This is a genomic window from Ruminococcus gauvreauii (genome assembly GCF_025151995.1).
Lineage (GTDB): Bacteria > Bacillota > Clostridia > Lachnospirales > Lachnospiraceae > Ruminococcus_G > Ruminococcus_G gauvreauii.
Genome location: NZ_CP102290.1, coordinates 2977162 through 3003513, shown reverse-complemented (window position 1 = coordinate 3003513; position 26352 = coordinate 2977162). Strand labels below are relative to the sequence as shown.

26 protein-coding genes and 1 riboswitch are annotated in these 26352 nt (G+C 47.9%); of the genes, 8 read left to right on the top strand and 18 right to left on the bottom strand.

Annotated elements, in window-relative coordinates; all coding sequences use genetic code 11:
* Window positions 1-15: 15 nt before the first annotated feature.
* Window positions 16-930, bottom strand: coding sequence for a LysR family transcriptional regulator (locus NQ502_RS14260; RefSeq protein ID WP_028529782.1), 915 nt, complete (start codon window positions 928-930; stop codon window positions 16-18).
* Between the two features lie 247 nt (window positions 931-1177).
* Window positions 1178-1360: riboswitch (cobalamin riboswitch) on the bottom strand.
* A gap of 205 nt (window positions 1361-1565) precedes the next feature.
* Here NQ502_RS14260 and NQ502_RS14255 point away from each other — a divergent pair.
* A complete protein-coding gene (locus tag NQ502_RS14255) occupies window positions 1566-4172 on the top strand; it encodes a heavy metal translocating P-type ATPase (protein WP_148511964.1) in 2607 nt (868 codons plus the stop codon).
* A 118-nt stretch (window positions 4173-4290) separates the two neighbouring features.
* Window positions 4291-4641, top strand: coding sequence for an ArsR/SmtB family transcription factor (locus NQ502_RS14250; RefSeq protein ID WP_028529780.1), 351 nt, complete (start codon window positions 4291-4293; stop codon window positions 4639-4641).
* Between the two features lie 87 nt (window positions 4642-4728).
* On the opposite strand, the gene NQ502_RS14245 is transcribed toward NQ502_RS14250, so the two are convergent.
* Window positions 4729-5115 (bottom strand): NifB/NifX family molybdenum-iron cluster-binding protein, encoded by a 387-nt coding sequence (locus NQ502_RS14245; RefSeq protein ID WP_242830295.1) that lies wholly within the window; start codon window positions 5113-5115, stop codon window positions 4729-4731.
* Window positions 5090-5473, bottom strand: coding sequence for a DUF134 domain-containing protein (locus NQ502_RS14240; RefSeq protein ID WP_028529778.1), 384 nt, complete (start codon window positions 5471-5473; stop codon window positions 5090-5092). The genes NQ502_RS14245 and NQ502_RS14240 overlap by 26 nt, the downstream gene beginning before the upstream one ends.
* Before the next feature lie 197 nt (window positions 5474-5670).
* Here NQ502_RS14240 and NQ502_RS14235 point away from each other — a divergent pair, with 197 nt between their 5' ends.
* From NQ502_RS14235 to NQ502_RS14220, 4 genes are read left to right on the top strand one after another with little or no spacing between them, the layout of a single operon-like run.
* Window positions 5671-6594 (top strand): rhodanese-like domain-containing protein, encoded by a 924-nt coding sequence (locus NQ502_RS14235; protein ID WP_242830294.1) that lies wholly within the window; start codon window positions 5671-5673, stop codon window positions 6592-6594.
* Complete coding sequence (locus NQ502_RS14230; RefSeq protein ID WP_169579929.1) at window positions 6587-6733, top strand: CD1871A family CXXC motif-containing protein; 147 nt, start codon at window positions 6587-6589, stop codon at window positions 6731-6733. Before NQ502_RS14235 ends, NQ502_RS14230 begins: the two co-directional genes overlap by 8 nt.
* Window positions 6726-7604: a 4Fe-4S binding protein gene (locus NQ502_RS14225; protein WP_028529777.1), complete on the top strand. Its 879-nt coding sequence runs from the start codon at window positions 6726-6728 to the stop codon at window positions 7602-7604. The genes NQ502_RS14230 and NQ502_RS14225 overlap by 8 nt, the downstream gene beginning before the upstream one ends.
* Window positions 7601-8029, top strand: a complete 429-nt coding sequence (locus NQ502_RS14220; RefSeq protein ID WP_028529776.1) for an RrF2 family transcriptional regulator — start codon at window positions 7601-7603, stop codon at window positions 8027-8029. Before NQ502_RS14225 ends, NQ502_RS14220 begins: the two co-directional genes overlap by 4 nt.
* Before the next feature lie 72 nt (window positions 8030-8101).
* Here the strand turns inward: NQ502_RS14220 and NQ502_RS14215 are convergent, their stop codons facing one another.
* From NQ502_RS14215 to asnB, 7 genes are all read right to left on the bottom strand, one after another.
* Window positions 8102-9316 (bottom strand): aminotransferase class I/II-fold pyridoxal phosphate-dependent enzyme, encoded by a 1215-nt coding sequence (locus NQ502_RS14215; protein ID WP_028529775.1) that lies wholly within the window; start codon window positions 9314-9316, stop codon window positions 8102-8104.
* A 12-nt stretch (window positions 9317-9328) separates the two neighbouring features.
* Complete coding sequence (locus NQ502_RS14210) at window positions 9329-10123, bottom strand: ABC transporter ATP-binding protein (protein ID WP_028529774.1); 795 nt, start codon at window positions 10121-10123, stop codon at window positions 9329-9331.
* Between the two features lie 2 nt (window positions 10124-10125).
* Window positions 10126-11040, bottom strand: a complete 915-nt coding sequence (locus NQ502_RS14205; protein ID WP_028529773.1) for an ABC transporter permease — start codon at window positions 11038-11040, stop codon at window positions 10126-10128.
* A 195-nt stretch (window positions 11041-11235) separates the two neighbouring features.
* Complete coding sequence (locus tag NQ502_RS14200) at window positions 11236-12306, bottom strand: ABC transporter substrate-binding protein (RefSeq protein ID WP_242830293.1); 1071 nt, start codon at window positions 12304-12306, stop codon at window positions 11236-11238.
* A gap of 96 nt (window positions 12307-12402) precedes the next feature.
* A complete protein-coding gene (gene nrdR / locus NQ502_RS14195; protein ID WP_028529771.1) occupies window positions 12403-12852 on the bottom strand; it encodes a transcriptional regulator NrdR in 450 nt (149 codons plus the stop codon).
* A 72-nt stretch (window positions 12853-12924) separates the two neighbouring features.
* Window positions 12925-13701, bottom strand: coding sequence for an RNA polymerase sporulation sigma factor SigG (sigG, locus tag NQ502_RS14190; RefSeq protein WP_028529770.1), 777 nt, complete (start codon window positions 13699-13701; stop codon window positions 12925-12927).
* 103 nt (window positions 13702-13804) lie between these two features.
* Window positions 13805-15637: an asparagine synthase (glutamine-hydrolyzing) gene (asnB, locus tag NQ502_RS14185; protein ID WP_028529769.1), complete on the bottom strand. Its 1833-nt coding sequence runs from the start codon at window positions 15635-15637 to the stop codon at window positions 13805-13807.
* Between the two features lie 140 nt (window positions 15638-15777).
* Here asnB and NQ502_RS14180 point away from each other — a divergent pair, with 140 nt between their 5' ends.
* Complete coding sequence (locus tag NQ502_RS14180; RefSeq protein ID WP_407691145.1) at window positions 15778-16041, top strand: YlmC/YmxH family sporulation protein; 264 nt, start codon at window positions 15778-15780, stop codon at window positions 16039-16041.
* A 169-nt stretch (window positions 16042-16210) separates the two neighbouring features.
* Here NQ502_RS14180 and NQ502_RS14175 read toward each other — a convergent pair whose 3' ends face one another.
* The 6 genes from NQ502_RS14175 to aroD form a co-directional block, all read right to left on the bottom strand.
* Window positions 16211-17923, bottom strand: a complete 1713-nt coding sequence (locus NQ502_RS14175; protein WP_049898380.1) for a M56 family metallopeptidase — start codon at window positions 17921-17923, stop codon at window positions 16211-16213.
* Window positions 17924-17961: 38 nt separating this feature from the next.
* Window positions 17962-18351: a BlaI/MecI/CopY family transcriptional regulator gene (locus NQ502_RS14170; protein WP_028529767.1), complete on the bottom strand. Its 390-nt coding sequence runs from the start codon at window positions 18349-18351 to the stop codon at window positions 17962-17964.
* Between the two features lie 183 nt (window positions 18352-18534).
* Complete coding sequence (gene ltrA / locus NQ502_RS14165; RefSeq protein ID WP_260046563.1) at window positions 18535-19953, bottom strand: group II intron reverse transcriptase/maturase; 1419 nt, start codon at window positions 19951-19953, stop codon at window positions 18535-18537.
* Between the two features lie 456 nt (window positions 19954-20409).
* Window positions 20410-21108 (bottom strand): RNA polymerase sporulation sigma factor SigE, encoded by a 699-nt coding sequence (gene sigE, locus NQ502_RS14160; RefSeq protein WP_044983295.1) that lies wholly within the window; start codon window positions 21106-21108, stop codon window positions 20410-20412.
* Window positions 21109-21158: 50 nt separating this feature from the next.
* Complete coding sequence (locus NQ502_RS14155; protein WP_028528834.1) at window positions 21159-21965, bottom strand: sigma-E processing peptidase SpoIIGA; 807 nt, start codon at window positions 21963-21965, stop codon at window positions 21159-21161.
* 154 nt (window positions 21966-22119) lie between these two features.
* The gene (gene aroD, locus NQ502_RS14150) at window positions 22120-22884 is read right to left on the bottom strand and encodes a type I 3-dehydroquinate dehydratase (protein WP_044983290.1); all 765 of its coding nucleotides are present in this window, start codon (window positions 22882-22884) and stop codon (window positions 22120-22122) included.
* 160 nt (window positions 22885-23044) lie between these two features.
* Here aroD and NQ502_RS14145 point away from each other — a divergent pair, with 160 nt between their 5' ends.
* Complete coding sequence (locus tag NQ502_RS14145; RefSeq protein ID WP_028528832.1) at window positions 23045-23917, top strand: shikimate dehydrogenase; 873 nt, start codon at window positions 23045-23047, stop codon at window positions 23915-23917.
* Window positions 23918-23985: 68 nt separating this feature from the next.
* Here the strand turns inward: NQ502_RS14145 and NQ502_RS14140 are convergent, their stop codons facing one another.
* Both NQ502_RS14140 and NQ502_RS14135 read right to left on the bottom strand, forming a co-directional pair.
* The gene (locus NQ502_RS14140) at window positions 23986-24738 is read right to left on the bottom strand and encodes a sulfite exporter TauE/SafE family protein (protein WP_028528831.1); all 753 of its coding nucleotides are present in this window, start codon (window positions 24736-24738) and stop codon (window positions 23986-23988) included.
* 115 nt (window positions 24739-24853) lie between these two features.
* Window positions 24854-26260, bottom strand: a complete 1407-nt coding sequence (locus NQ502_RS14135; RefSeq protein ID WP_028528830.1) for a glutamate synthase-related protein — start codon at window positions 26258-26260, stop codon at window positions 24854-24856.
* Between the last annotated feature and the right edge of the window lie 92 nt (window positions 26261-26352).

The following is a 26352-nucleotide window of genomic DNA, read 5'->3' as shown; positions in this document are numbered from 1 at the left end:
TGTTTTGTTATCATATCACCTCTCCTTTCCGATCTGTTCTTCCAGATATCTGATAAATTCATGCGCCATCTCCGACAGAGAATCCTTGATTCGTTTGATATATCCGAATGAGACACTGTTTTCGCTTCCTCTGACAGGAATCGCCTTGATTTGATATTCCTTATACTTATCTTTTAGAAAACTGCTGTCAACCGAGCAGTAATCTGTATGTTTCAACAGCTGTATCAAAAAATGATCGCTGTTTGTACAGGCGATCTCCTGTCTGCCGGATCTGTTTAACCCCTCCCCATTCAAAACACCTAAATGCTTCGACAGAGAGTGAATGTCCTCTCTTCTCTGAATCAGCTTTACAGCCTCCAGGTCCTTTTCTGAAACGCACCGCCTGTCGAACAGCGGATTCTTTTCGCTGCAGAACAAAAAAAGTGATGTTTTCGCCAGTTCATGGAATTCCAGACCTTTCGTTCTCAGCCTTTCTTCAAATACCGGCTGATTTCTTCTGGATATGTAAGTAAAGCCCAGCTCCGCACTCCTCCGGTGCACCCATACCACGATATCTTCAAAGTCGCCTTCTCTGAGATCCAGATGTGGTTTTCTATACGCTTTCAGCCCGTAAAATTCTGCGAGAAGCGTTGACAGATTATTACTGGGTGTACAGCACACCGTCAGTCCCTCTTCTCTTTCTCCCTTTAGACTATTCAGCATTTCAAAATTCTTCAGCGTACTCAGTGCATACCGGTAGACCTGCTCTCCCTCTCTCGTCAGCGTAACCCCGCTTCTGTTCCTGACAAGCAGCACCATGCCCATCTCTTCTTCCAGCGCCTTGATAACCTTACTGACATTCGGCTGTGTCGTGATCAGCACCTCCGCTGCTGCATGAAAACTCCCCAGATCAACACTTGTCACAAAATACTGCAACTGCTTGATATCCATATGTCCCCCTTTTCATTCTCCATAGTCAATGCTAAATTTACTGACGCCGTCTTCAGAATAAAAACAAAAATAATTAAGGGAGGAAGGTTCTTGGTGCCTTTCTCCCGGTGTTTGCAGCGCGATCCCCCCTGAGGGGTTAAAAAGCAGAAAAAAAATGCTTCATTGCAATAAAAAAATGCGCACAATAAGTGCGCATAAGCATGTAATCAATTTACATTTGCTTCGCTCACACCTATACACCGTAGGCATTGCCATTCACATAAAAGCAGGTCTCCTGGCTTAAAAGCATTGTCTACTTCCCTTCCCGGATATGATATTTTCATCCAGTGGTTATGAAGTCGACCCTTTTTTCACAGTGACGGGATCGCATTGGATTCTCACCAATTTCCCTATTAATCCTGAAACAGGAACTTTTATGACTCTTTTTAAATCAAAATTACTATAACATACTTTTTTGTATTTTTCTCTCTTTTTTTTTGTTTTTCCCATTCCATTTTGTTATCACCCCTGGTGCAGTAATTTTTTAAAACTTTCACAAATGATATTGACTTTTCGCAGGATCGGTCTTATAATCAACATATGAACAGTTATTCATATGTTTCATCATTTAATTATAGAAACGGAGAGGATAAGTTATGAAACGCATGGAAGAATCGCTTGGACCTCAGCACAAAGAAACCTGTGGCTGCGGGCATGAACATCATGAGCACCACGACCACCATGAGCACGACCATGAATCCTGCGGCTGCGGGCATGAGCACCATGACCACGGGCATGAGTCCTGCGGCTGCGGGCATGAGCACCATGACCACGGGCATGAGTCCTGCGGCTGCGGCCATGAACATCATGAGCACGCTTTTCACAGCGGCAATACTGCCGAACTACCGGATGACGGCCACGAAAAGAGCGTTTACATTTTAGAAAATCTCGGCTGTGCCAATTGTGCAGCTAAGATGGAGCAGAAAATACAGGAACTCCCCGGTGTGTCTGCAGCCAGCATCACGTTTGCCACAAAGCAGCTGCGTATATCCGCCGACGGCCAGGCCGCATTGATTCCACAGATCCAGAGTATCTGCTCCTCCATCGAATCAGAAGTTCGCGTCGTGCCGAAGGATACTATTTCTGCAGGCAGCAGCAAAACTAAAACTTATATCCTTCAGAATCTCGGATGTGCCAACTGCGCTGCAAAGATGGAGCAACGGATCAACCAGCTCACCGATGTGGAGTGTGCATCCATTACCTTTGCCACAAAGCAGCTGAAACTCACAGCAAAATCGCCGCAGCGTCTGATTCCAGAGATTCAGAAGATCTGCAACGCGATTGAGGACGGTATTGAAATTGTCGAAAAAGAATCCTCTGTGCGCAGCCATGAAGCCGTTGCTGCAAAAAAGGGGATGTCGGAAAGCACCCGCGCCCTGACAGAAATCATCATCGGGGCGGTCCTTTTCATCGCCGGTGAAATACTGGAACATATGGGCTTTGGAACTGCCGTCACACTCCCCATCTATACTGTCGCTTATGCGGTCCTTGGCTGGAAAGTCATCTGGACAGCGATCAGGAATATTGCCAGAGGACAGATATTTGATGAAAACTTCCTGATGAGTATCGCAACGCTGGGTGCCTTTGTTATCCGCGAATATCCGGAAGCGGTCGGTGTTATGCTGTTCTACCGCGTCGGTGAGTTCTTCGAAGAAAAGGCAGTTTCAAAAAGCCGCTCACAGATTATGGATGCGGTTGATCTGCGCCCCGAAACCGTTAATCTCATCTCAGGCGGCGATGTACTGGTGATTCCGTCCGAAGAAGCGAGAATCGGCGACGTGCTGCTCGTTCGTCCCGGTGATCGTATTCCGCTCGACGGAGTGATCATCGAAGGCAGCAGTCAGCTGGATACCTCGCCTATCACAGGAGAGCCTGTTCCTGTCAAGGCAGAAACCGGTGATTCCATCCTGTCGGGATGTGTCAATACCAGCGGTCAGCTGAAAATCCGTGTTGAAAAGGAATTATCAGAGTCCATGGTGACACGAATCCTGGATTCCGTTGAGAATGCAGCAGCCAGTAAACCGGTTATTGACCGTTTTATTACAAGATTTGCCCGGATTTACACACCGTTTGTCGTTATCCTCGCCCTTGTAACTGCCGTCCTGCCTTCCCTGATTACAGGTGACTGGCAGCACTGGATCTACACTGCGCTCACCTTCCTGGTCATGAGCTGTCCATGCGCTCTTGTTCTCAGTGTACCTCTGGCATTCTTTTCCGGGATCGGCGCGGGTTCCAAAAAAGGGATCCTGTTCAAAGGAGGAATTTCACTTGAGGCATTAAAAGGAGTCCGCGCAGTTGTCATGGATAAGACAGGTACGATTACAGAGGGTAACTTCATTGTACAGGAAACCGTTCCCAGCGGCCATATCACGCAGGATGAGCTTCTGTCGCTGGCAGCAGGCTGTGAACAATCTTCTACGCACCCGATCGCCGTGAGCATAGTGGAAGCTGCAAGAGTGAAGGATCTGAGACTTTCCAAGCCGGCATCTCTTGAGGAAATTGCCGGCCATGGTATCAAAGCAGTCATTGACGGCAGAGAAGTACTGTGCGGCAACCGCAAACTTATGGAAGCACAGCATGTTGATATCGCCAGCTACCGCCCATCGTCATTCGGAACAGAAGTCCTGATCGCCATTGACGGTATTTTCTCGGGACATCTGACAATCTCCGATACCATCAAAGAGGATGCCAGGTCAAGTATTACCGCCTTGAAAAAACTGGGGCTGACCACAATCATGCTGACCGGCGATGCACAGGAAAGTGCAGATTCCGTGGCAGAGCAGACCGGCATCGACGAGGTTCATGCCAGGCTGCTGCCTCAGGATAAGCTTACACGTTTACATGATCTGCGCAGCAGATACGGCAGCGTCATGTTCGTCGGTGACGGCATCAATGATGCCCCGGTGCTTGCCGGTGCCAATGTAGGCGCTGCCATGGGGAGCGGAGCGGACGCAGCAATTGAAGCGGCAGATGTTGTCTTTATGACCTCAAGCATGGAAGCCATTCCTCAGTCTGTAGGGATCGCCCGTTCCACCAGCAGAATCTCCTGGCAGAACGTTATCTTCGCTCTGGTCATCAAGGGAATCGTGATGGTGCTGGGACTCTGCGGATTCGCATCCATGTGGCTGGCCGTGTTTGCGGATACCGGAGTAGCATTTCTCTGTATCCTGAACTCAATCCGTATTCTTTACAAACGCTTATAGGCATTTACGCCATTGACCAAATTGCATTTATCAGTTAAACTGAAAATAAATCAACGATAACCCGGACTGCCGCAGCCTTCTGCAGCAGTCCCGGTTTTTTAAAGGAGATGCAAACCATATGTCAAAAGAAAAGATAGAAGTCTGCACAGAAGCCCATCATCACCGTAACCTGAAAAACACCCCAATGCCTGCAGAAGACATCCTGTACCGGCTGGCAGATCTGTTCAAAGTATTTGGCGATCCCACCAGAATCCGAATATTATATAAACTCTCGGAACAGGAATTATGTGTCTGTGACATCGCCGAGGTTCTGGAAATGACGCAGAGCGCGATCTCACACCAGCTTCGAATCCTAAAACAGATGTCACTTGTAAAATTTCGCAGGGAGGGAAAAACGGTTTACTATTCCCTTGCTGATGACCATGTGGCAACGATACTGGCTCAGGGACTTGACCATGTCGAAGAATAGTAAACTGCCTGAACCAGTAAAAGCCCCGGAATATCCAGGGCTTGTGTGCTGTATTCATTGATTTAAGTTCTGACCGGAAAGATATGCCTAGTGGCAGCAGTTTCCCCCTGCACACTCACCGTCATGTTCATGGTGTTCGTGATGGCTGCATACCGTGTCCGGGTCATAGGAGAGACTGCCATTCAAATATGCCAAAACCGCCTGATCTGCGTCGCCACTGACACCGGGATACAGTTCGATTCCCGCCTGTGCAAGCGCCTGTCTCGCACCTTGTCCGATCCCCCCGCAGATAAGGACTTTCACTGCCTTTTCCGCAAGGAAATCAGCGAGTGCCCCGTGTCCGCTTCCGTTGGTATCTGCCACCTCAGAAGAAACCACCTTTCCGTCCTCTGTCTCATACACCTTAAATTTCTCCGAATGTCCAAAATGCTGAAAAACCTTTCCATCTTCATACGTGACTGCTATTTTCATCATATTTTCCTCCTTTTATATTCTGTTGTCTTCTGCAGTGCCCGCAGCCGCATCCTCTGTTATCGCCTTCGCACAGAACGTAATCTCCTCCGTCCACATAAAGCTCTTTCCCCTCAATCAGACACTCCGCCAGTTTTCGGCGTGCGCTGTTATAGATCGCCTGCACGGTGGTACGGGCGACTCCCATACTGCGTGCACACTCTTCCTGATTCATTCCTTCGAAATCAATCAGTCTGATCGTCTCATATTCGTCCAGCGCCATAATCACAGGCTCGCTATTTCCCTGTGCAGTATCCGAGGGCAAAAATCTTCTGTTCTGCGGCATTTCGCAGATACGGCGGCGTTTACACGGCCTTGGCATTTATGTTATCCTCCTGTTGTTGACATATGTCACTTACAGGCTTTATTATATCCCCATTAACGGCATATGTCAATAACTATCTTTTTGCGAAAAACACTTGACTTATTCAACTGAAACATTTATCATTACAGTATAACTGAAACTATATTTCATACAGTTTCCAACAAGTCTATTTCAAATTAAGAGGAGGACATTTTATGAGAAGAATCAAAACAGCAGCCGCACTGACCGGACTACTGATTCTGTCCGGTATCCTGACTGCCTGTTCGCCCGGCGGTAAGACAGATGAGACCGGGACTTCAGACAGTACCGCATCATATCGGAAAATCACAGCGGAGGAAGCAAAAAAACGCATCGATACCGGTGATGATATCGTGATTCTGGATGTACGTACCGAGGAAGAATATGAAGAAAAACACATCCCGGGAGCCATACTGATCCCAAATGAAGAGATTGGAGATGAGCGGCTTGCAGCTCTTCCTTCGCTGGACCAGGAGATTCTGGTATACTGCCGAAGCGGAAACCGCAGTGCCCAGGCGGCAAAGAAGATGACAGCGGCCGGCTACACCAACGTCTTTGATTTTGGAGGCATCAGCGACTGGCCCTATGATACCGAGAGCGGAGCACCCGGTGAGCCGAAAGAGGAGGCAACCGAACAGGGAGAAACAAAGGATCATACAGCCGGCCCGTTTGGTGCATTCGAGACCGAGACGCTCGGGGGCGAACCGGTAAATCAGGATATCTTCGGCGAAGCAAAACTGACCATGGTGAATTTCTGGGCCACCTACTGCGGAGCGTGTATTCAGCATATGCCCTACCTGTCAGAATTGGATAAGGAATATCGTGACCAGGGATTTCAGATCTTAGGTGTAATCACGGATGTCAGCAAGCCTGAAGATGAGGCCGCATTAACGATTGCAAAATCGGCGGGGACCGATTATACTCAGATTATCGCATCGGACGATCTGATGCGGGGCGTCCTCTCAGAGATCCAGTATGTGCCGACAACCATATTCGTGGATCAGAACGGTACCCAGCTGGGCGAGACTTATGTGGGCGGCAAGCCGAAAGAAGAATGGGAAAAAATCGTGGAAGAATTACTGGAGCAGGTCAATGAATGAGACGAAGAGAACATGGATTCGAAGATCACTGCTGCTGGCCGCTGTATTCGGAATCACCCTGGGCGTTCTGAGAGGTGAGGCTGATACGGTCTTTATGAAGGCAGTCAATGTATGTCTGGAGTGTATTGGAATTGGATAAACAAAAGAAAAAAACAGATTCAAGAATACGGTTGTGGGTACAGGCTGCCTTCACCGCACTGACAAACGGATACGTATGGGGCTTTGTCGAGGGCAGGATCTTTACCGGACCGACAAAATCCCTGTGTGTTCCCGGTCTGAACTGCTACTCCTGTCCGGGTGCTCTTGGCTCCTGTCCGATCGGATCGCTGCAGGCAGTACTGGGCAGCAGGAATTACAGGTTTTCATTTTACATATTTGGCTTCCTGGTCCTGGTCGGTTCACTGCTTGGGAGGTTCGTATGCGGCTGGCTGTGCCCTTTTGGGCTGGTTCAGGACCTTATCTATAAAATTCCCTTTGTGCGAAAATGGAAGAACCTTCCCGGACACCGGGTCCTTGTATGGGCGAAGTACGTGATACTGCTCGTCTTTGTAATACTGCTTCCCCTGCTGGTTTTGGATATAACAGGGCAGGGAGCCCCATGGTTCTGTCAGTACATATGCCCCAGCGGAACATTGATGGCCGGCATTCCCCTGATGATCGGAAATGAAGCACTCCGGGGAGCCGCGGGATTTCTGTTTGCATGGAAGGGCGTGATCCTGGCAGTGATCGTACTGCTCTCTCTTATGATCTACCGCCCGTTCTGCAAATATCTCTGCCCCCTCGGCGCAGTGTATGGGCTTTTTCATCCCATCGCCCTGTACCGCTATCGCGTGGATGCAGAAAAATGCACACACTGCGGGAAATGTGAAAAGGTGTGTAAAATGGGCATCCAGGTGTGGAAAACACCTAACAGCCGGGAATGTATCCGCTGCGGCGACTGTATTCGCAGCTGCAGTTTTGGCGCTGTGGATTCTACATGGAAAAAACGAAAGGATGTAACGGAGAAATGACAAGTGAATTTGCGATCGCAGTGCATGCACTCGTATTTTTAAACCATAAAGGAGAAACCTTATCCAGCGACGCACTTGCAGACAATGTCTGTACCAATCCGGCGCGCGTTCGGAAGGTGATGGCCCCCCTGAAATCCGCCGGTCTGGTGGGAACCAGGGAGGGCGTAAAGGGCGGATACTATATGACGCTGCCTGCAGACCAGCTGACACTGGCTCAGATCAGCGATGCACTGCGTATGCCGCTGATTAAAGCTTCCTGGAAAACGGGAAGCGTGGATAAAGAATGCCTGGTAGCTTCCGGCATGGCTGGAATCATGGACGGTATTTACGGAGAATTAAACGATCTCTGTCTGAGACATCTGGCACATATCACAATCCAAGATATCGATGACAGGATTTTTCACTCCCGCAGCTCTGCGACCTGAATCTGCAGTCATTTGAAAAGAGTGCGGTTCAATAACTTTTCACCTGTTATTGAACCGCACTCTTTTATCTGCCTACTGATGATAATCCTCCAGAAAATCCCGCAGCTTCTTCATGGATTTTTGCAGCACCTCCACGCGCGGCAGATATACGATCCGGAAATGATCCGGTTCTTTCCAGTTAAATCCGCCGCCATGTACCAGCAATACGCGTTTGCTGCGAAGAAAGTCCAGCACAAACTGTTCATCATCCCTGATATTAAACTTTTTAGTGTCGATCTTCGGAAAAATATAAAAACCGCCCTTCGGTTTCACCGCCGTGATTCCCGGTATATCATTCAGCGCCTCACAGATGTAGTTGCGCTGTTCATAAATCCTTCCGCCCGGTACGATATATTCCTCAACGCTCTGATACCCTCCGAGCGCAGTCTGTACGATTGTCTGAGCCGGCACGTTGGAGCACAGGCGCATATTGGAGAGCATATTCAGCCCCTCTATGTATCCCTGCACATGAGATTTTCTGCCGCTCAGCACCATCCAGCCGATCCGAAACCCCGCGATCATATGTGATTTGGAGAGTCCGGAAAACGTCACGCAGAACAGATCCGGGTCAAGAGAAGCAATCGATATATGCTCTTCCTGGTCCATCACCAGCCGGTCGTAGATTTCATCCGAAAAGATGATCAGTTCATGTTCGCGGGCAATATCTGCAATGTCCTGCAGGACCTCTCTGGGATACAGTGCGCCCGTCGGATTATTCGGATTGATGATGACGATAGCCTTTGTCTTATCTGTGATCTTCTCCCGTATATCGTTGATATCCGGATTCCAGTCAGACTGTTCGTCACAGATGTAATGAACCGCTTTCCCGCCGGATAGATTTGCCGTGGCGGTCCAGAGCGGATAATCCGGTGCAGGTATCAGAATTTCGTCCCCGTCATTGAGCAGAGCCTGCATACACAGCGTGATCAGTTCGCTCACGCCATTCCCGGTATATACATCATTGATACCGACATTTGGAATCCCCTTCAGCTGGCAGTACTGCATAATCGCCTTTCTGGCCGCAAAAATTCCTCTTGAATCAGAGTATCCCTGGCTGTCACGCACTGACTGACGAATATCAAGGATCACTTCTTCCGGCGCCGAAAAGCCAAACGGCGCAGGATTTCCAATGTTCAGCTTCAGAATCTCAAGTCCTGCCTCTTCCATCCGGCCCGCCTCTTCCACGACAGGTCCCCTGACATCATACAATACATTGTCCAGCTTCGCAGACTTATCAAATGTTCTCATATTCTCTTACTCCTACGCCAGCATCATGCGGTCATTTGCAAATTCTCCGCCGCTGGCCTGTTCAAATTTCCTGAGCAGATCCTCCACCTTCAGCTGTTTCTTCTCATCTCCGTCCACATCGTAGATAATCCTGCCCTCGTGCATCATGACCAGCCGATTGCCCATACGAATGGCATCCTTCATATTATGAGTTACCATCATCGCTGTCAGTTTCTGCTCCGATATTATATTCTCCGTCAGTTCCAGCACCTTGGCTGCCGTCTTGGGGTCCAGCGCCGCCGTATGTTCGTCCAGAAGCAGCAGTTTCGGCTGCTGCAGCGCAGCCATCAGAAGAGTCAGCGCCTGCCGCTGGCCTCCGGAAAGCAGGCCTACCTTCGAGGTCATGCGGTCTTCCAGACCCAGACCCAGAGATTTCAGTTCCTCATGGTAACGCGCTTTTTCCGCCCTGGTGATCCCCCAACGCAATGTCCTCCGCTGGCCTCTTCGATATGCCAGCGCCAGATTCTCCTGAATCTCCATCTGCGCCGCCGTGCCTTTCATGGGATCCTGAAATACCCGTCCGAGGAATTTGGCTCTTGCATATTCCGGTTTCCTGGATATATTTTCTCCGTCCAGGATGATCTTCCCGGAATCAATCGGATACACTCCCGCGATCATATTCAGCATTGTTGATTTTCCGGCGCCGTTCCCGCCGATAATTGTCACAAAATCCCCCTGCCTCAGATGAAGGTCAATGCCGGTCAGCGCTTTTTTTTCATTGATCGTCCCTTTATTGAACGTCTTCTGTACATTCATCAGTTTTAACATGTCTACTTTCCCCCTTCGGAATAGGATTTTCTGATCCGCAGTTTCTCAACCGCCACCGGTATACACAGCGCAAGCGCGACGATGATGGCCGAAAGCAGTTTCATGTCATTTGCGCTCATACCGAGCTGCAGTACAATCGCACGAATCAGGAAATAGACAACAGAACCTACAATGGCCGAAGTCAGCTTGCTTCCAAAAGAGCGGAGCCGTCCCATCAGCACGTCACCGATCACGATCGCCGCAAGACCGATCACAATGGCGCCCGTACCATTGTTGATATCTCCGTATTTCTGACTCTGACAGACCAGACCTCCGGAAAGACCGACCAGGCCGTTGCTGATCATCAGGGCCAGCATTTTTGTCTTTTTGATGTTGACACCGAGCGCACGGATCATGTCCTCATTGTTACCCGTGGCACGGAGCGCGGCCCCGAGCTCCGTTCCGAAAAACCAGTACAGGAGGCCGATACACAATACTGCGATCACAACACCGAGTATCATGCTCGCATGAGTCTGGGAAAGTCCTGTCGCATCCACCATCCATGAAAACACAGTATCTGATTTAAGCAGCGGAATATTACTCTTTCCGCCCATGATCCTGAGGTTAATAGACCACAGCGCAATCTGCGTCAGAATCCCCGCCAGAATTGCCGGTATCTCAAACACCGTATGCAGAAACCCGGTCACACCTCCTGCGATCACACCCGCCACCAGCGATATCAAAAGCGCTGCCACCGGATTCCATCCGTGTGCTACGATCAATGTGGCGCATACGCATCCCCCGAGCGCAAAACTCCCGTCAACCGTTAAGTCCGCGATATCCAGAATCTTGAAGGTAATATAAACACCGAGTACCATAATCCCCCAGAGAATTCCCTGCGATACCGCTCCCTGCATTGAAACAAAAAACCCACTCATATTTTTATCCTCCTACGTGTACGTGGTATCTTTTAAAGAAAATACTTTCACGAAAATACAACGCTGACCATTATTCTTTCGTCAAAATCTTTTCCGGAATCAACCGTATTAAAGAACAGAAATACCAAGGGAGCCGAAGTTGGCTCCCTTGGTCCTGTTGTTTTCCGCTTTCGATACGTTTGCTGCGCCTGTTTCTTATTCTTCGCTTCCTGTATCCAGTGCAGATAAATCAAGTCCCAGTGCCTGCGCTGTCTCATCATTTACCTGCAGTTCACATTTGGATGCGTCCAGATAACCGATCGGCATGTCTGCAGGGCTTTTTCCATCCACAAGGATCTCTGCTGCCTGCTGTCCTGCCATGTAACCCAGCTGATAGTAGTCGATTCCATAAGTAGCCAGACCGCCTTCTGTCACCATTCCGCCTTCACCGCAGATTACCGGCATCTTATTATCGTTGGCGATCATTGCCACTGTCGCCATGCCTGCCGCGATAACATTGTCTGTCGGTGCATACAGCGCATCTACTTTGCCGATGGATGATTCCACGACAGACTGGATTTCATTCGATGAGGACACGGTGTAATCTTCGCACTCAATTCCCAGCTCAGCACATGCGTCTTTTGCCATCTGTGCCTGAATCGCAGAATTTGATTCAGCGGAACAGTACAGGACACCAACTTTTTTCACGTCAGGAAGAATCTGTTTCATCAGATCGATCTGCTCTTTAACCGGAGTCAGATCAGATGTACCGGTCACATTTCCGCCCGGAGCGTCGTTGGACTCGACAAGTCCGGATTCTGCTGGGTCTGTGACAGCTGTCAGGACTACCGGAATATCAGAGGTAACGCCTGCAACAGCCTGTGCTGCCGGAGTCGCGATCGCAAAGATCAGGTCACTTCCATTATTCACCAGCGTCTGGGCGATCGTCTGGCAGGATGAAGCCTCTCCCGCTGCATTCTGCTGATCCGCCTCATACTGAATTCCCATCTCATCAAGCGCCGCAAAAAAGCCTTTGTTGGATGCATCCAGTGCATCATGCTGTACGTACTGGATCACACCGATCTTATATACGGTGCCGTCCCCTGACTCTGTATTTTTTTCTTCAGCTGCATCATCTGCTGCCTCCACTGAAGGCGTTGGCTCGGCTGATTCATCTGCAGACTTGCTCTCATCGCTGCTCTTAGATCCGCATCCTGCAAACATTGCTGCCGCCAGCATTGCAGACAGGCCAACAGCCATAATTCTTTTCACTGTCTTGTTTTTCATATGATCCCTCTTTCCTCATTTTCTTTGGCGCTTTGACTCGCTAAAGTGCCAATTCATAACGCTTGAATTATATCATACTCCGACAGAAAGGGCAATCTATTTCAAAATCTTTTTGAGCTCATCCATGAACGTATTGACATCTTTAAACTCGCGGTAAACGGATGCAAAACGCACGTACGCAACCGCCTCGAGGTCCTTGAGCTTATCCATCACTATCTCTCCGATCACTGAGCTGGGAATCTCCCGCTCCTCCATATTAAAAATCTCAGTCTCGACTGAATCTATAAGATCCGTAATTCTCTCGGCCGAAATCGGACGCTTATGGCATGCGCGCAGCACACCGGCTTCAATCTTTGCGCGGTCATACTGCTCCCTGTTCTGGTCCTTCTTTATCACAATCAGCGGGATCGTTTCAACTTTCTCATATGTGGTGAAGCGTTTTCCGCACTCATCGCACATACGGCGCCTGCGGATTGCATTGCTGTCTTCGACCGGCCTTGAATCAACAACCCTGGTGTTATCCTGGTTACAAAATGGACATCTCATGCTCTTCCCCCTTTTTCGCTCTCCCATCACACGACTGTGAATATCATAACATTTTTCTTCTCTCTTTGCAAATTATGACAGATAATTTTTCATGCTTCGCAGCGCGCTCTTTTCCAGACGGGACACCTGCGCCTGTGAGATTCCGATTTCGGTTGCCACTTCCATCTGCGTTTTCCCCTCGAAGAAACGGAGCTGAATGATATGTTTTTCCCGCTCGTTCAGTCTGTTCATCGCTTCCTGGAGCGACAGGTCTTCAATCCAGTTTTCTTCTTTATTCTTTTTATCGCTGATCTGATCCATCACGTACAGCGTGTCGCCGCCTTCCGTATATACCGGTTCGTACAGGCTCATGGGACTCTGGATTGCATCCAGCGCATAGACGATATCCTCTTTCTGGATCCCCACTTCCTCGGCGATCTCTGCTATGGTCGGTTCACGAAGATTCTGCTTCACGTAGTTTTCCTTGGCGAATATAGCTTTATATGCAATGTCTCTGAGAGAACGGCTCACACGGATGCTGTTGTTATCCCTCAGATAACGCCGGATCTCTCCGATGATCATCGGTACGGCATACGTACTGAATTTGACGTTTAATGTCGTATCAAAGTTGTCGATCGCCTTGATCAGCCCGATACAGCCGATCTGGAACAGATCATCCGCCGCCTCGTTGCTGTTGGAAAAACGTTTGATCACGCTTAAGACAAGACGCAAATTCCCTTTGATATATTTCTCCCTGGCCTCTTTATCCCCCTGTTTGATCTTTCGGAATAATTCTTCTTTTTCTTCATTGCTAAGTATCGGTAATTTTGATGTGTTGACTCCGCATATCTCAACTTTATTAAGCGCCATAACAAGAATCCTCCTAGAAGTTTTTTCTAGTAAAATGGTTCTCATTATGGCGCCCTGCTATGCGCATCCGACAGAAATTTTACAAAGTTTTAGCCCTTGACAATCAAAAGTTTTCCCTGTACCACAGCAAAAAAAGGTATACGGTCCAGATTTTCCTGCTGTTATCCCTCTTCCCGTTTTTATGCTGTTCCAGCAGTTCTATCAGACTGTCTTTTTCAAAAAATCTCTCCGCCGTTTCACTCTCAAATTCCGCTCTCACAATTCCCGCGTATGGTTCCTGATTCAGCCACTTTCGAAGGGGAACCGGAAATCCGAGTTTCCGTCTTTTGGCAGTCTCCTGCGGCAGGTAACCGTCAGAAACACTGCGGAAAACTGACTTCGTCTGCCTGCGGGTAACCCTATATCGGACGGGAACCGAAAACGCAGCCCCGGCTACCTCCGCGTCCAGGTAGGGAACTCTTACCTCCAGACCGTGTGCCATACTGATGTGGTCCGATTTCCTGAGGATGTCCCCGCGCATCCAAAAGTTAATGTCGATATACTGCATCCTGGTAATATCGTCCAGACCCTCTGTCTCAGCATAATATGCCGCTACAACATCCTGCTCCGTATATGCTGCCAGTTCCTTTTTTTTCAACAGTTCTTTCACTTCCTGGCTCTTGAATATATAGGCATTCCCTATAAACCGTTCCTCCACGCTCTGACCGGCCCGAATCAAATACTCTTTTCCTTTAAACGAAAACGGCAGGCGCTCCATGATCCTCCGCAGGCCGCGCCGGATCTTCCCGGGCATGATGTGCACAAACGGCTCCAGCGCCAGTGCTGACTGGTAGACGTTATATCCCCCGAACAGTTCATCCGCCCCCTCTCCGGAATAAACGACTTTAACGTCCCTCGCCGCCAGTTCACAGAGATAGTAAAGCGGTATGACAGACGGATCTGCCACCGGCTCGTCCAGTGCCTCCAGAATCCTGGGAACCGCATCCCAGTACTCTTCTCTGGTAATGAGTCTGGAATGGTTGGTCATCCCATTGATTCTGCTCAGTTGGGCGGCCTTTTTCGTCTCGTCATATTCGGCTTCCTCAAACCCGACGCTGTATGTTTTCTCCATCTCTCCTGCCACTGCCAGAAACGACGAGTCTATGCCGCCGGACAGGAAAGAGCCAACCTCAACATCGCTCAGCTTATGTGCCTCAACGGAGTTCAGAAGTGCCTCTTTCAGGCGTTCCTCTGCTTCCTCTCTGCGCATCGTCTCCTCAGTGTGAAACCTGGCTCTCCAGTAGCGGTGAATCTGCATCCTCCCGTTTTCCAGTATCATAAAATGTCCCGGCAGAAGCTGGTAGATCCCTTTATAAAATGTCTCTTCGAGCGGATTATACTGAAAGGCCAGATAACCCGGAAGTGCATCTTCATTGAGCTCTTTTCTCACATCAGGATTTGCAAGAAGCGCTTTGATCTCAGATCCGAAGCAAAATCCGTTATTCTGTGTGCAGTAAAACAGCGGCTTGATGCCGAATGGATCCCGCGCGATCAGTAATGTCTCAGATACGGTATTCCACAGCGCAAAGGCGAACATGCCCCGAAGCTTTCCCAAAACGTCTGTACCGTATTCCTCATAGCCGTGGAGAATCACTTCCGTATCAGCATCCGTCGTGAATACATGTCCCATCCCCTGCAGCTCTTCCTTCAACTGCAGATAATTATAGATTTCTCCATTGTAGACCAGAACAAGTGTTTTATCTTCATTCCACACAGGCTGTTTGCCATTCTCAAGTCCGATGATCGACAGCCTGCGCATGGCAAGAGCGATATGCTCATCAACGTAATATCCTTCATCATCAGGCCCCCTTGACATGATCCTGCTGTTCATTTTCTTTAAAGTGCTTTCCTTCTTTTCATATTCTCCCTCGGAAAGAAATCCAGTTATTCCACACATACTTTCTCCCTTTTCATACGTACTTTTAAACACTATTGTGTTTATTATAACAATCTTACTCTTTAAACAATATAGAAATTATCTTAAGAATTATAAACTTTTTCTATCGAAAATACATATACTATAAAAACGGCATTGAGGTGGTCGCTTTGCGCCTTTTTGAACTGAGACAAAAAGAAGTTATCAACATCTGCAACTGTAAAAGCCTGGGCTGCCCGGTCGACCTGGAATTCGAATGTAAAAGCGGCCGTATTACCGCATTGATCATACCCGGTCCCGGCAAGCTGTGGGGACTCATGGGCCGGGACTGCGAATACGTGATTCCATGGGAATGTATCACACAAATCGGCGATGATATCATTCTGGTTGAAATCCGGGAGGATGTATGCCTGAAAAGATTTTAGTCACACGCCGCTGAACTCTTATCCTGCGCATCCTGTGATCATCATACAGCCTGGCGCTACATAAAGTATTCAGCAACTTGTTTTCAACATGTTATTTCCGGCTGCAATTGCAGAACAGCAGTTCCGTTTTCGGCGGAACTGCTGCTTACTGGTATCAGCAGATGTATCCTCAGGAAAATCCATGTCCCGGTATGTTATTATTAACAAACGTGGCAGCTTCCAGGGGTGGAAATCCCGATATCACGATATCGGTAACAACGGGATGTGAAGCGTGGTTATCAGGGAACTCAAAATAAAGCGTATATTCATCGCCGTTATAAACTGCACTCATGCCGCCATCTGTGAATTCCGCTGTATGTTTCTTAAAAATCAACGACCTCTCGCCTGTCATCCCGCCTACTCTATATGCTGTAAAATCAAAGGATGTATCCGTAATATTCGAAATGTCAACTTCGCAGTAGTCATCCTCAATATACAGCCCGTCGACGATTTTTTCCTCATCGAAGCCTGTGAGTACGCTGTCAAAGTACGTCCCTTCATATAACTGGACTTTAGCACTCACCGCAGATTCGCTGTCGTGATTCTCCTCCGGCGCTTCCGCATCGTCCGGTAAGTGATTCTCTTCGTCAGCCGGTATCACTTCCGGCTGCTGAGTCGTTTCTGCTTCCGGTGTCTGCTGTGCATCCGGCGTCTGTTCCGGTTCCGGTGTCTTCTCCGCTTCCCGGGTCTGTTCCGGTTTGGGCAAACTTTCACCGGTTTTCTTTCCCTGGTCTGCCGAAGACGTATCTTTCATACCCGCATCAGCGTCGGACTGTGTTTTCCCGGACACCGACACGGCAGGAGCATCTGTTTCTCCATTATTTTTGTTCACAGAACATCCCACCAGAACATTGGAAACCACTAAGACAAACGTGAGAATCAAAATTGGAATGATTCCCTTTCTTAACTTTGCCGCTTTCATCATATACCAGATCCTTTCTTTAAATGCCGCCTTGCTGTCATTCAGGCTTGCGGTGAGATAGTGTGAATTCCCCGAAGCTGCTGTTTTCAGCAGCAGCCTGTTATAGACCGTATGATCACGCTTCGGATATCCCGCTATTACATGGCAGTCACAGATGTATTCGATATCTTTGTCCGCTTCCCTTATCATCCAGTGAAGCAGCGGGTTAAACCAGTAAACCGTATCGACAATCAGCAAAAGCATCTTATACCACAGATCTTTATGCCGGTAATGAAACAGCTCATGTTTAAAAATCAGTTCCAGCTCCTGCTCTGTATAGGGGATATCCGGCAGATAGAGATACGTTCTTCCAAGTCCTGCCAAAACAGGCGACTGCACCCTCGGATTCATCATCAGTTTCGGTACTCTTTTGATATGTTTCTCAGTACATGCCGCACGGTATACTTTTGTTATTCTGCTGTTTTTCACCGGCATTCCCCAGCGTCTGAGCCTGCCGAGCGAACGGTAATATAAGATAAGCCTGCCAGGTGCCAGAAATAAGAAACCGGTCAGCCAGATATAACAAAAATAAGTCAGCATACCCGTCAGCGTAAGCGCAGGTTCTTTCTGCTCATATGTGCTGCCGCTTAGTCCCGCTTCTTTTTCCTGTGCCTGAGACACATCCGCTAAAGGCGTGTTCCTCACTGTATTATGGACTGTACTGGGGATCTGATCCTGCTGCTCAATCTCCACTCTTACGACTGCCCGTTCATTCGAAATATTGACCGGAAACATTAAAAACAGCGAGATCAGCAGCCACATGGTATATTTCCACCGGACAGAATACCTGCCTTTAAATATACGCGAAAACAGAATGACTGCAAGAATGCAGGCTGCAGCGAATATATTTATCTTTAAAATGTGAAGAATCGTATTAACCATACACTAACCCCCTCGTGTTTTCTTACCTCGATCTTTCTCTAATCTCTGTGATTTTCCAGTTCTTTTATGAAATCATTTAATTCATCCAGATCTTCTTCCGCAATCTGATTACCCTGATACAGGGATGCCACAAACTTTTTAATGGAATTGCCATACAGTTTCTCCAGCACAGTTTTGCTTTCATTCTGCAGATACTCTTCCTGCCGGATGACCGGAGAATACAGGTTACTTTTTCCCTGCTTTTCAATTTTTACAAATCCCTTTTTTTCCAGTCTGGCCAGCAGAGAAAGAATTGTTGTCGGCGCAAGGTCCTTCTTTTCATTCACAACGGCCTCAATCTCCATCCGGCTCATCCTGTCATGTCCGTTCCACAGTACAATCATAATATCCAGCTCTGAGTCGGGCAGTCTTTGATATTTGCTCTTCATACCGTTCCCCCTTTCCTACCCGTATTTCTAGTTTTCTACATATGTAGAATTTATTTCATTCTACACCTGTAGAAGAATTTTGTCAATGATTATTCAATAAGGGAATCGGGTAGGAGGTAGATAATTATTTTATCTACCGACCTCCCACACCACCGTACATACCGTTCAGTATACGGCGGTTCTTTAGTTTTCACATATTTTCAAATAGAACTCTGTGAATGTTGGATAACCTAATTCACAGAGTTTCTTATTGTTAAAAGCAGTCTGAAGCACGAAATATCCACTACAATACCAATTTCTATTTCGCATGTTGGCACATATCCATGCCTTTTCCTTTTCTACTCCTAACTTTTTGAGTTCTTTAAACTTTGTTTTGACTTTCTTCCACTGTTTCCAATAGATTGCCCTTATTCTATGGCGTAACCACTCATCATTACTCTGTAATAGACTTTTCATATCAGCCATTCCAAAGTAGTTTACCCATCCTCTAATAAACTGTGTCAATTTTAATGCTCGATATTCATTTCCCCATCCATTGCTTCTGTCAGTAAGTTCTCTGATTTTATTCTTCATCTTCGTTACTGATTTAGAATGTACTCGAAATCTGCATTTTCCCTTGTATCTATAGAAACTATAGCCAAGGTACTTGACTCTACTGATGTGTGCCACGCCAGTTTTGGTGCGATTTACTTTAAGGAATAGTTTTCCCTCGATATATGGCACTATATTGTCTAAGGTTCTTTCTGCACTTTTTCTGCTTTTACAAAAAATCATACAGTCATCTGCGTATCGGACAAATCTATGTCCTCTGCTTGTTAGTTCCTTATCCAGTTCATTCAGCATTATATTACTTAGGATCGGGCTTAATGGTCCCCCTTGTGGCATACCGACCTCTGTCTTTTCAAATATCCCTCCACTAATAACTCCAGCATTGAGATATTTGTGAATGAGCGATATTACATGTCCATCCTTGATGGTTCGTGATAGTACTTCAATTAGTTTGCTCTGACATACTGTGTCAAAGAACTTCTCTAAATCCATATCTACCACGTATACATATCCATCATTGACATTTGTCTGGCATTGTTTCAGTGCATCGTGTGCACCTCTGTTTGGACGAAACCCAAAACTGTTCTTCGAAAACTGTTTCTCATAAATCGGCGATAGCACCTGTGTGATTGCCTGTTGAAACACTCTATCTACCACTGTAGGCACTCCCAGTTTTCTGAACTCGCCTTTTGTTTCTTTGGGTATTTCTACCCTACGGACTGGGTTGGGCTTATATTTCCCATCCTTTATCTGTTGGGTTAGTTGCTCTTGGTTATCTCTTAGAAAGCCTAGAAGTTCATCCACGCTCATTCCGTCAACACCGCCTGCCCCTTTGTTTGATTTTACTTTCTTATAAGCCTTGTTTAGGTTATCCCTGTGTAAAATCTGTTCCATTAGATTGTCCGTCTGAAAATCTGTGATGTTGTTGTTGTTTTCAGCAATCCTCTGATGGGCGGACACTTCTGCATACTCTTTCTGTTCCGCAGATACCCTTTGCAGATAGTCCTCTATATGAAGTTGTCTGTCCTTAAATCCATCATTGGTTACATTCATTTACTCACATCTCCTAAAGTTCAGTCCTTCCCACTATGTTTGCAACCATAGTAGTACTATGACCTCTGCTGACTTCTCGCCATTCGTTGTTACTACAGACTTCATACTCTGTTTTCGTCTGCTGACGAGACCTCCCTAGGTACCACACGTTTCTTTCTCTCCATCCATCTGCCACATTTACCACAGTTAATTCCGAGTAGTTATTGGACTTTAGTTTGTAAGGCAACCTTATCCTTAACTGTAGCCTGATGTGATTTCTGTTCGTCAGACCGGAGATTTGCCTACACCTTCCTTCAGATTCCACCTCACGATGGACACCCTTGGTGTTCAGCTATATCCTTCCCACTACTAGGGCGGATTCGGGACTTTCACCCATTAGAAACGTGCGCCGCTAGGCGCACCGTAAAAAACGGCCTGCCGCAAGGGCAAGCCGTTAAACTACAAAGCCATGAAAGATCACTCATATCTTACAATTTCTTTTTTCAGCCGTTTCATAATGCGTTTCTCAAGTCTTGAGATATAAGACTGTGAAATGCCAAGCATATCCGCTACTTCTTTTTGGGTCTTTTCCTTACCGTCCGGCGACTGCAGTCCATACCGCAGTTTGATAATAATCTGTTCCCTGTCAGACAGTTTGCTGATGGCTTTCCCCAGCAGCTTACACTCTACTTCGTGTTCGATATCACGGTAGATCACATCTTCATCTGTCCCCAGAATATCCGAAAGCAGCAGTTCATTGCCGTCCCAGTCCACATTCAGCGGCTCATCAATGGATACTTCCATTTTTGTTTTATTGTTTCTCCTCAGATACATCAGGATCTCATTCTCAATGCAGCGGGAAGCATAGGTTGCAAGTTTGATCTTCCTGGTCGGATTAAATGTATTGATCGCTTTGATCAGGCCTATGGTGCCAATGCTTATGAGGTCTTCCACCCCTACTCCGGTATTGTCAAATCGCTGTGCGATATACACCACAAGCCGCAGATTATGTTCTATCAGTTCATCCCTGGCTTCCTTGTCCTGCTGGCTGCCCAGGTTTTCTATCACGACTGCCTCACGCTCCGCATCCAGCGGTGCCGGCAGTACATCCGTTCCCCCAATATAAAAAATCTCTCCCGGTTTTTTAAATATCATTCTCGAAAATCCGGGAAACATTCCAAACCGAACACGGTTCGGCAATACTGCATGTATCATATTCTTTCCTCCTAACCGTCTACCAGATCCGGATTCAAAATCATCTGACACTGTCCCGCAAATGACCGGTGGCCCTTTGCCAGCGCGATGACCGGCTGATCGACTGTCCTGCTCATAGTTTCATTTTTTACCACCAGGGAATCCAGCGTAACCGCCAGTATGACTCCCTGAGTACATCCCACACTCTGGAACGGGATGTAATGCGGATGGAACTGCAGCAGTTCGTCCTGTGAGAACAGACTTTCCACTACGCTTTCATCCACAATGGATACCGGTTTCTTCGATAAGGTATCGAACAGCCGGTTTCCGGTGTCATATAGTCCTTTGACTTCCTTGCATTTCCCTCCTGCGTACAGCACAACTTCATAAAGATTTGTGACATTTCCCTTTAATCGCGTGTATACCAGGATGCCCGCGGTAATGACCAGATAACTCACGGCCGCAAGAAGCAAAAAAGTCCAAAAACCAGATTTTGTCAGATGGGTCTGTAGTCTTGTAAGCAGACCGCCTGTAAGAAATGACGCCAGATATAAGAGCAGCAAGCCTTGTAATATCTTTTTCCAGCCTTTGATTTTGCATCCGAACTTTACCATCAAAGTATTGATTACCACATGCACCAGTACCGTATTCAGCAGCCTCCAGTCCGGAAGCTGTATGATGATGAGCAGACAAAGCGCAAGCGCTCCGAATACTGCCGCCGCCAGACTTCTCAGATGTGTGGCAGAACATCTGAGTATTCGGCTTACGATTCGCAGCAGAAAATAATCCATCACCATATTCGTTACAAAAAAGACGTCTATGAAAATCTCATAGTACACAAAACACCCCCCATAACCTTTGAATACGCACTTACTGGAATAAGCAAGATTCATTATAGGTTATGAGAGGTGTTAATTTTGTCAAAAGCACGCTGTCGGATTTTATATCTTTTCGACAGCTTTTCCCTCTGTAATTTTGAGTTATGTAAAGTGATTACCGCATACTTCGATGCAGCACGCCGAGCATCTGTTTCAGATCACCGATAGGAAGCTGCCCCGGGGCTGAGCATTCTTCCACCGAAGCAAAGGTTACGCTGGAACCAAAAATCTCCCCGCTTATGCGGCTCACAGCCCCCATTCCCGACATAGCCATGGTAATGACCGGATGCGTGGTCCTTTTTGTCTCCTCATAGGTAGCCGCAAGGAGTGTAAGCACATCCTCCTGTTTTTCCGGCATTACAGCTATCTTTAAAATATCGGCTCCCGCATCGTCCATTCTGTCAAATATCGCCAGCAGCTCCTCTTTTGCGGGGGTTTTCGTAAAATGATGATTCGATCCGACAACAACACAACCGTTTTGATGTATTTTTCGAATCAGCTGCTGCACCGCACCCTTTTCCCGGAAAATCTCGACATCAACTGCATCCGCCAGCCCTGTTTCGGCTGCTGACGCGTTTATGTTTACATAATCTTTTGTCGAAATATCCAAAACGCCGCCCTCCTGCCGTGTCCGGAATGTGAAAAGAAGGGGAATATCGCATAAAATAGCGTGAACTGTCGACAGCGCCGCTGTTACGTCCTGCAGATTTTCGACATTTTCAAAGTAATCCGCACGCCATTCTGCCAAATCCGCCCCTGCGGCCCTGATGCCCTCCGCCTGTCTTATTATATCTTCCTTCGTCCTTCCTGTTATGGGAACACAGATTTTTGGCATTCCGTCTCCGATCGTCAGACTGCCAAGCTGTATGGGTTGTATCATATAGTTTCACCTGTCTCTCTCTCAATTTGAAAGCGTCAGCCTGTACCGACCACGCGATGCGCTCATTATACCGTTCTAAAAGTTCCTTGTCAATCTTTACACTGTCAAGATCTCATGATAAGCTTTAGGTGTGTGAAACTTACGATTTGGAGGAAAAACAATGACAGACATCTCTATTACCGGTCATACAAGGCTGACCGGACTGCTTGGCAGCCCCGTCGCTCACAGCATGTCCCCGTTGATACACAACGAAGCGTTTCGTGCGCTGGGACTGGACTACGTATATCTGTGCTTTGACGTAGGTGAGGAAACACTCCCCACAGCCGTCTGCGGCCTGAAAGCAGCCGGTATCCGCGGTTTCAATCTGACCATGCCGAACAAAAATAAAATCATGGAACTCGTGGACCGCCTGTCTCCCGCTGCAGAACTGATCGGAGCCGCCAACACGGTTGTCAATGACAACGGGATACTTACCGGTTTCAATACGGACGGTATTGGTTTTATGCAGTCAGTCCGTGATGCAGGTCATGAGATCACCGGTGATACCATGACGCTCCTCGGCGCCGGAGGAGCCGCCACCGCGATCGCGGCCCAGGCCGCCCTCGACGGGTTAAAGGAAATCCGCATCTTTGCGAGACCCACCAGCCGCTTCCACAGGCGGATCCAGGTATTGACTGACAAGATCAATCAGACAACAGACTGCCGCGCATTCCTGTACGACAACGCAGATCAGAAGGCTCTTCAGAATTCCCTTGATACCAGCACAATTCTGGTGAATGCGACTTCCGTCGGCATGCATCCTGACACCGGCGAATCTCTGATCACGGATCCCTCATATTTTCACAAGGGTATGATCGTCTCCGATATCATCTATGAGCCGCGTAAAACACGGCTGCTGTCGCTGGCAGAAGCAGCAGGGTGCCAGACACTGAACGGTCTTTATATGCTTTTGTATCAGGGTGCCGAAGCATTTCGCCTGTTCACCGGACACGATATGCCGGTGTCGCTTATCAAGCAGAAATATTTTCAGTGACAAAAAAAGACTGGCCTCCGGGTAAGGTAAACCCGGAAGCCAGTCTTTCTCTCATATATGATTCGTTATCAGATTTTAAAAACAAGTGCCTTAACCAGTGTGCTTAAGCCTGCGCAGATGAATACGATCGTAATGATCCTCTTGATCGCAGCTTCACTCAGTTTACTGTCGACACGGCTTCCGAAGAACATGCCGAAGACAACACCCACCGCAGATATCAGTGCCAGTTTGATGATGTCCAGCGTATAGAAACCGGTGAAAATGTAAATCAGCAGACGGATCGTATTTTCAATAAAGAAAATGAAACACATCTGTCCGCGGAACTGGTTACGATTTACATAACCCGTTCGTTCGATGTAGGCTACAAAAAACAGATTGATTCCGTAAAGCCCTGCGGTAAAACCTGACGCTATCGAAACAAGGATCATAACGATGAGATTTCCCGATGACTTTGTCGACTGCTTTCTTGTCAGCATCTCCACGCCGCAGATCACGATCACGAGCCCAAGCAGTGCCTTGAGCACCCAGGAGGTCGCATATTTCAGACACAGCATTCCCGGAATCATACCAATCAGTATACAGACAATCATAGGTATGGTTGATTTAACAGAAAAAGCCTTTCTGTTTTTAAATGCTATGTAGAGATTCAGCGGCCAGTTCATCAGCAGATTCATCGGTGTGATCTGATTGTTCTGCATCGTAGTCAATGACAGCATCGGATTCGAGATCAGCGGATCTCCAAACCCCGCCAGCCCTTTTACAAAATACGAACAGAATTGAACAACAAACAGAAACAGTGCAAATCCAATTGTAATTTCCATACTCAAATTCCCCTTCTCGATCAACATTGTATCAAGTATACTACTTTCCGGAGAATTTGTCTTTTATTTTATTGCATACTTCACATAAATGCGGTAAAAGAAACGCTTTCGAAGATCACGCATGCGGGATATCCGTAAACTCCGAAATCTCCCGGTTTATGGTGACGAGATCACTCAGGTTCAGATCGTGCAGGTTCCTGTGACCCGTGATACGCGCAAATGTTTTCAGCTCTTCCCTCGTACAGTTTAGGAAATTTGCTACACGCTGCGCCGCCGCATCCACCTTCAGCCGTGCCCGAAGCTCCGGATCCTGTGTCGCAACACCGACCGGACACATTCCGCTTCCGCAGATCCGGTACTGCTGACACGCTGCCGCTATCAGCGCCGCCGAAGCGACCGCAACTGCGTCAGCTCCCATTGCAATCGCCTTTGCAAAATCTGATGAGACACGCAGTCCGCCTGTCACGACCAGCGAGATATCAGAATGAACGGAATCCAGATATTTTCTCGCGCGGTGCAGGGCATATACGGTCGGAACACTCGTCGCATCCCTTACCAGGCGGGGACTGGCGCCCGTCGCACCTCCCCGGCCATCGATCGTGATAAAATCCGGTTCGGCAAATACGCAGAATTCCAGATCCCTCTCAATCCTTCCGGCAGCAATCTTGATGCCGATCGGCCGCCCATCCGAACGTTCACGCAGGCCGGATACCATTTTTCTCAAATCCTCCTTCGTATTCAGCTCCGGAAATTTTGATGGACTGATAACATCCTGTCCCAGAGGCTTATTGCGGATCTTCGCGATCTCCGGCGTCACCTTACCGCCCGGCAGATGTCCTCCCATGCCGGGTTTCGTGCCCTGGCCGATTTTAATCTCTATCGCATCCGCCTTTCTGAGGTTCTCATCTGTCGCACTGTATCGGTTCGGCACGTATTCAAAGATGTATTTACAGGCAGCCTCCCGCTCCTCGGGGAGAATTCCTCCCTCCCCGCTGCACATGGCAGTTCCTGCCATGGCGCTCCCCTTAGCAAGCGCCACTTTTACCTCTTTCGACAACGCCCCGAACGACATATGTGAGATGTACACGGGACCGCTTAAAACCATTGGTTTTTTCGCATGTTTACCTATCACGGTCATCGTATCCACAGATTCATGTTCGTCGAGCGGAGGCGGATTCAGCTGTGCCCCAAGCACCAGGATATCGTCCCAGCCCGGCATCTGCATCTGCGTCCCCATCGCCTCGATAATTGGCTTTCCGGTAACGGCCATCTCGTGAATTTCCTTCATAAAGCGGCATCCCGGATCCTCTCTGACATACTCCGGCGGATATGCAGGAGCCATCCCTGTCTCCACCGGGAATTTTTCATCTGCCGGCCGGTCCGGCTCCTTCGTTTCTTCCATCCGTATAAACTTATCTGCCGGCTGTCTGCAGACCGGACATGCCGTCAGTTCGGCAAACGGCTTCTTCTCCTTTTCTTCATCGTAAACATACCCGCACACACTACATTTGTATTTTGCCATAACATCCTCCCAATAAATTGAAATTAGTAACTATTATTAGTTTATTCCTTTTTTTTCTACATGTCAAGAAAATGAGCGTTTGAATTTTGCAT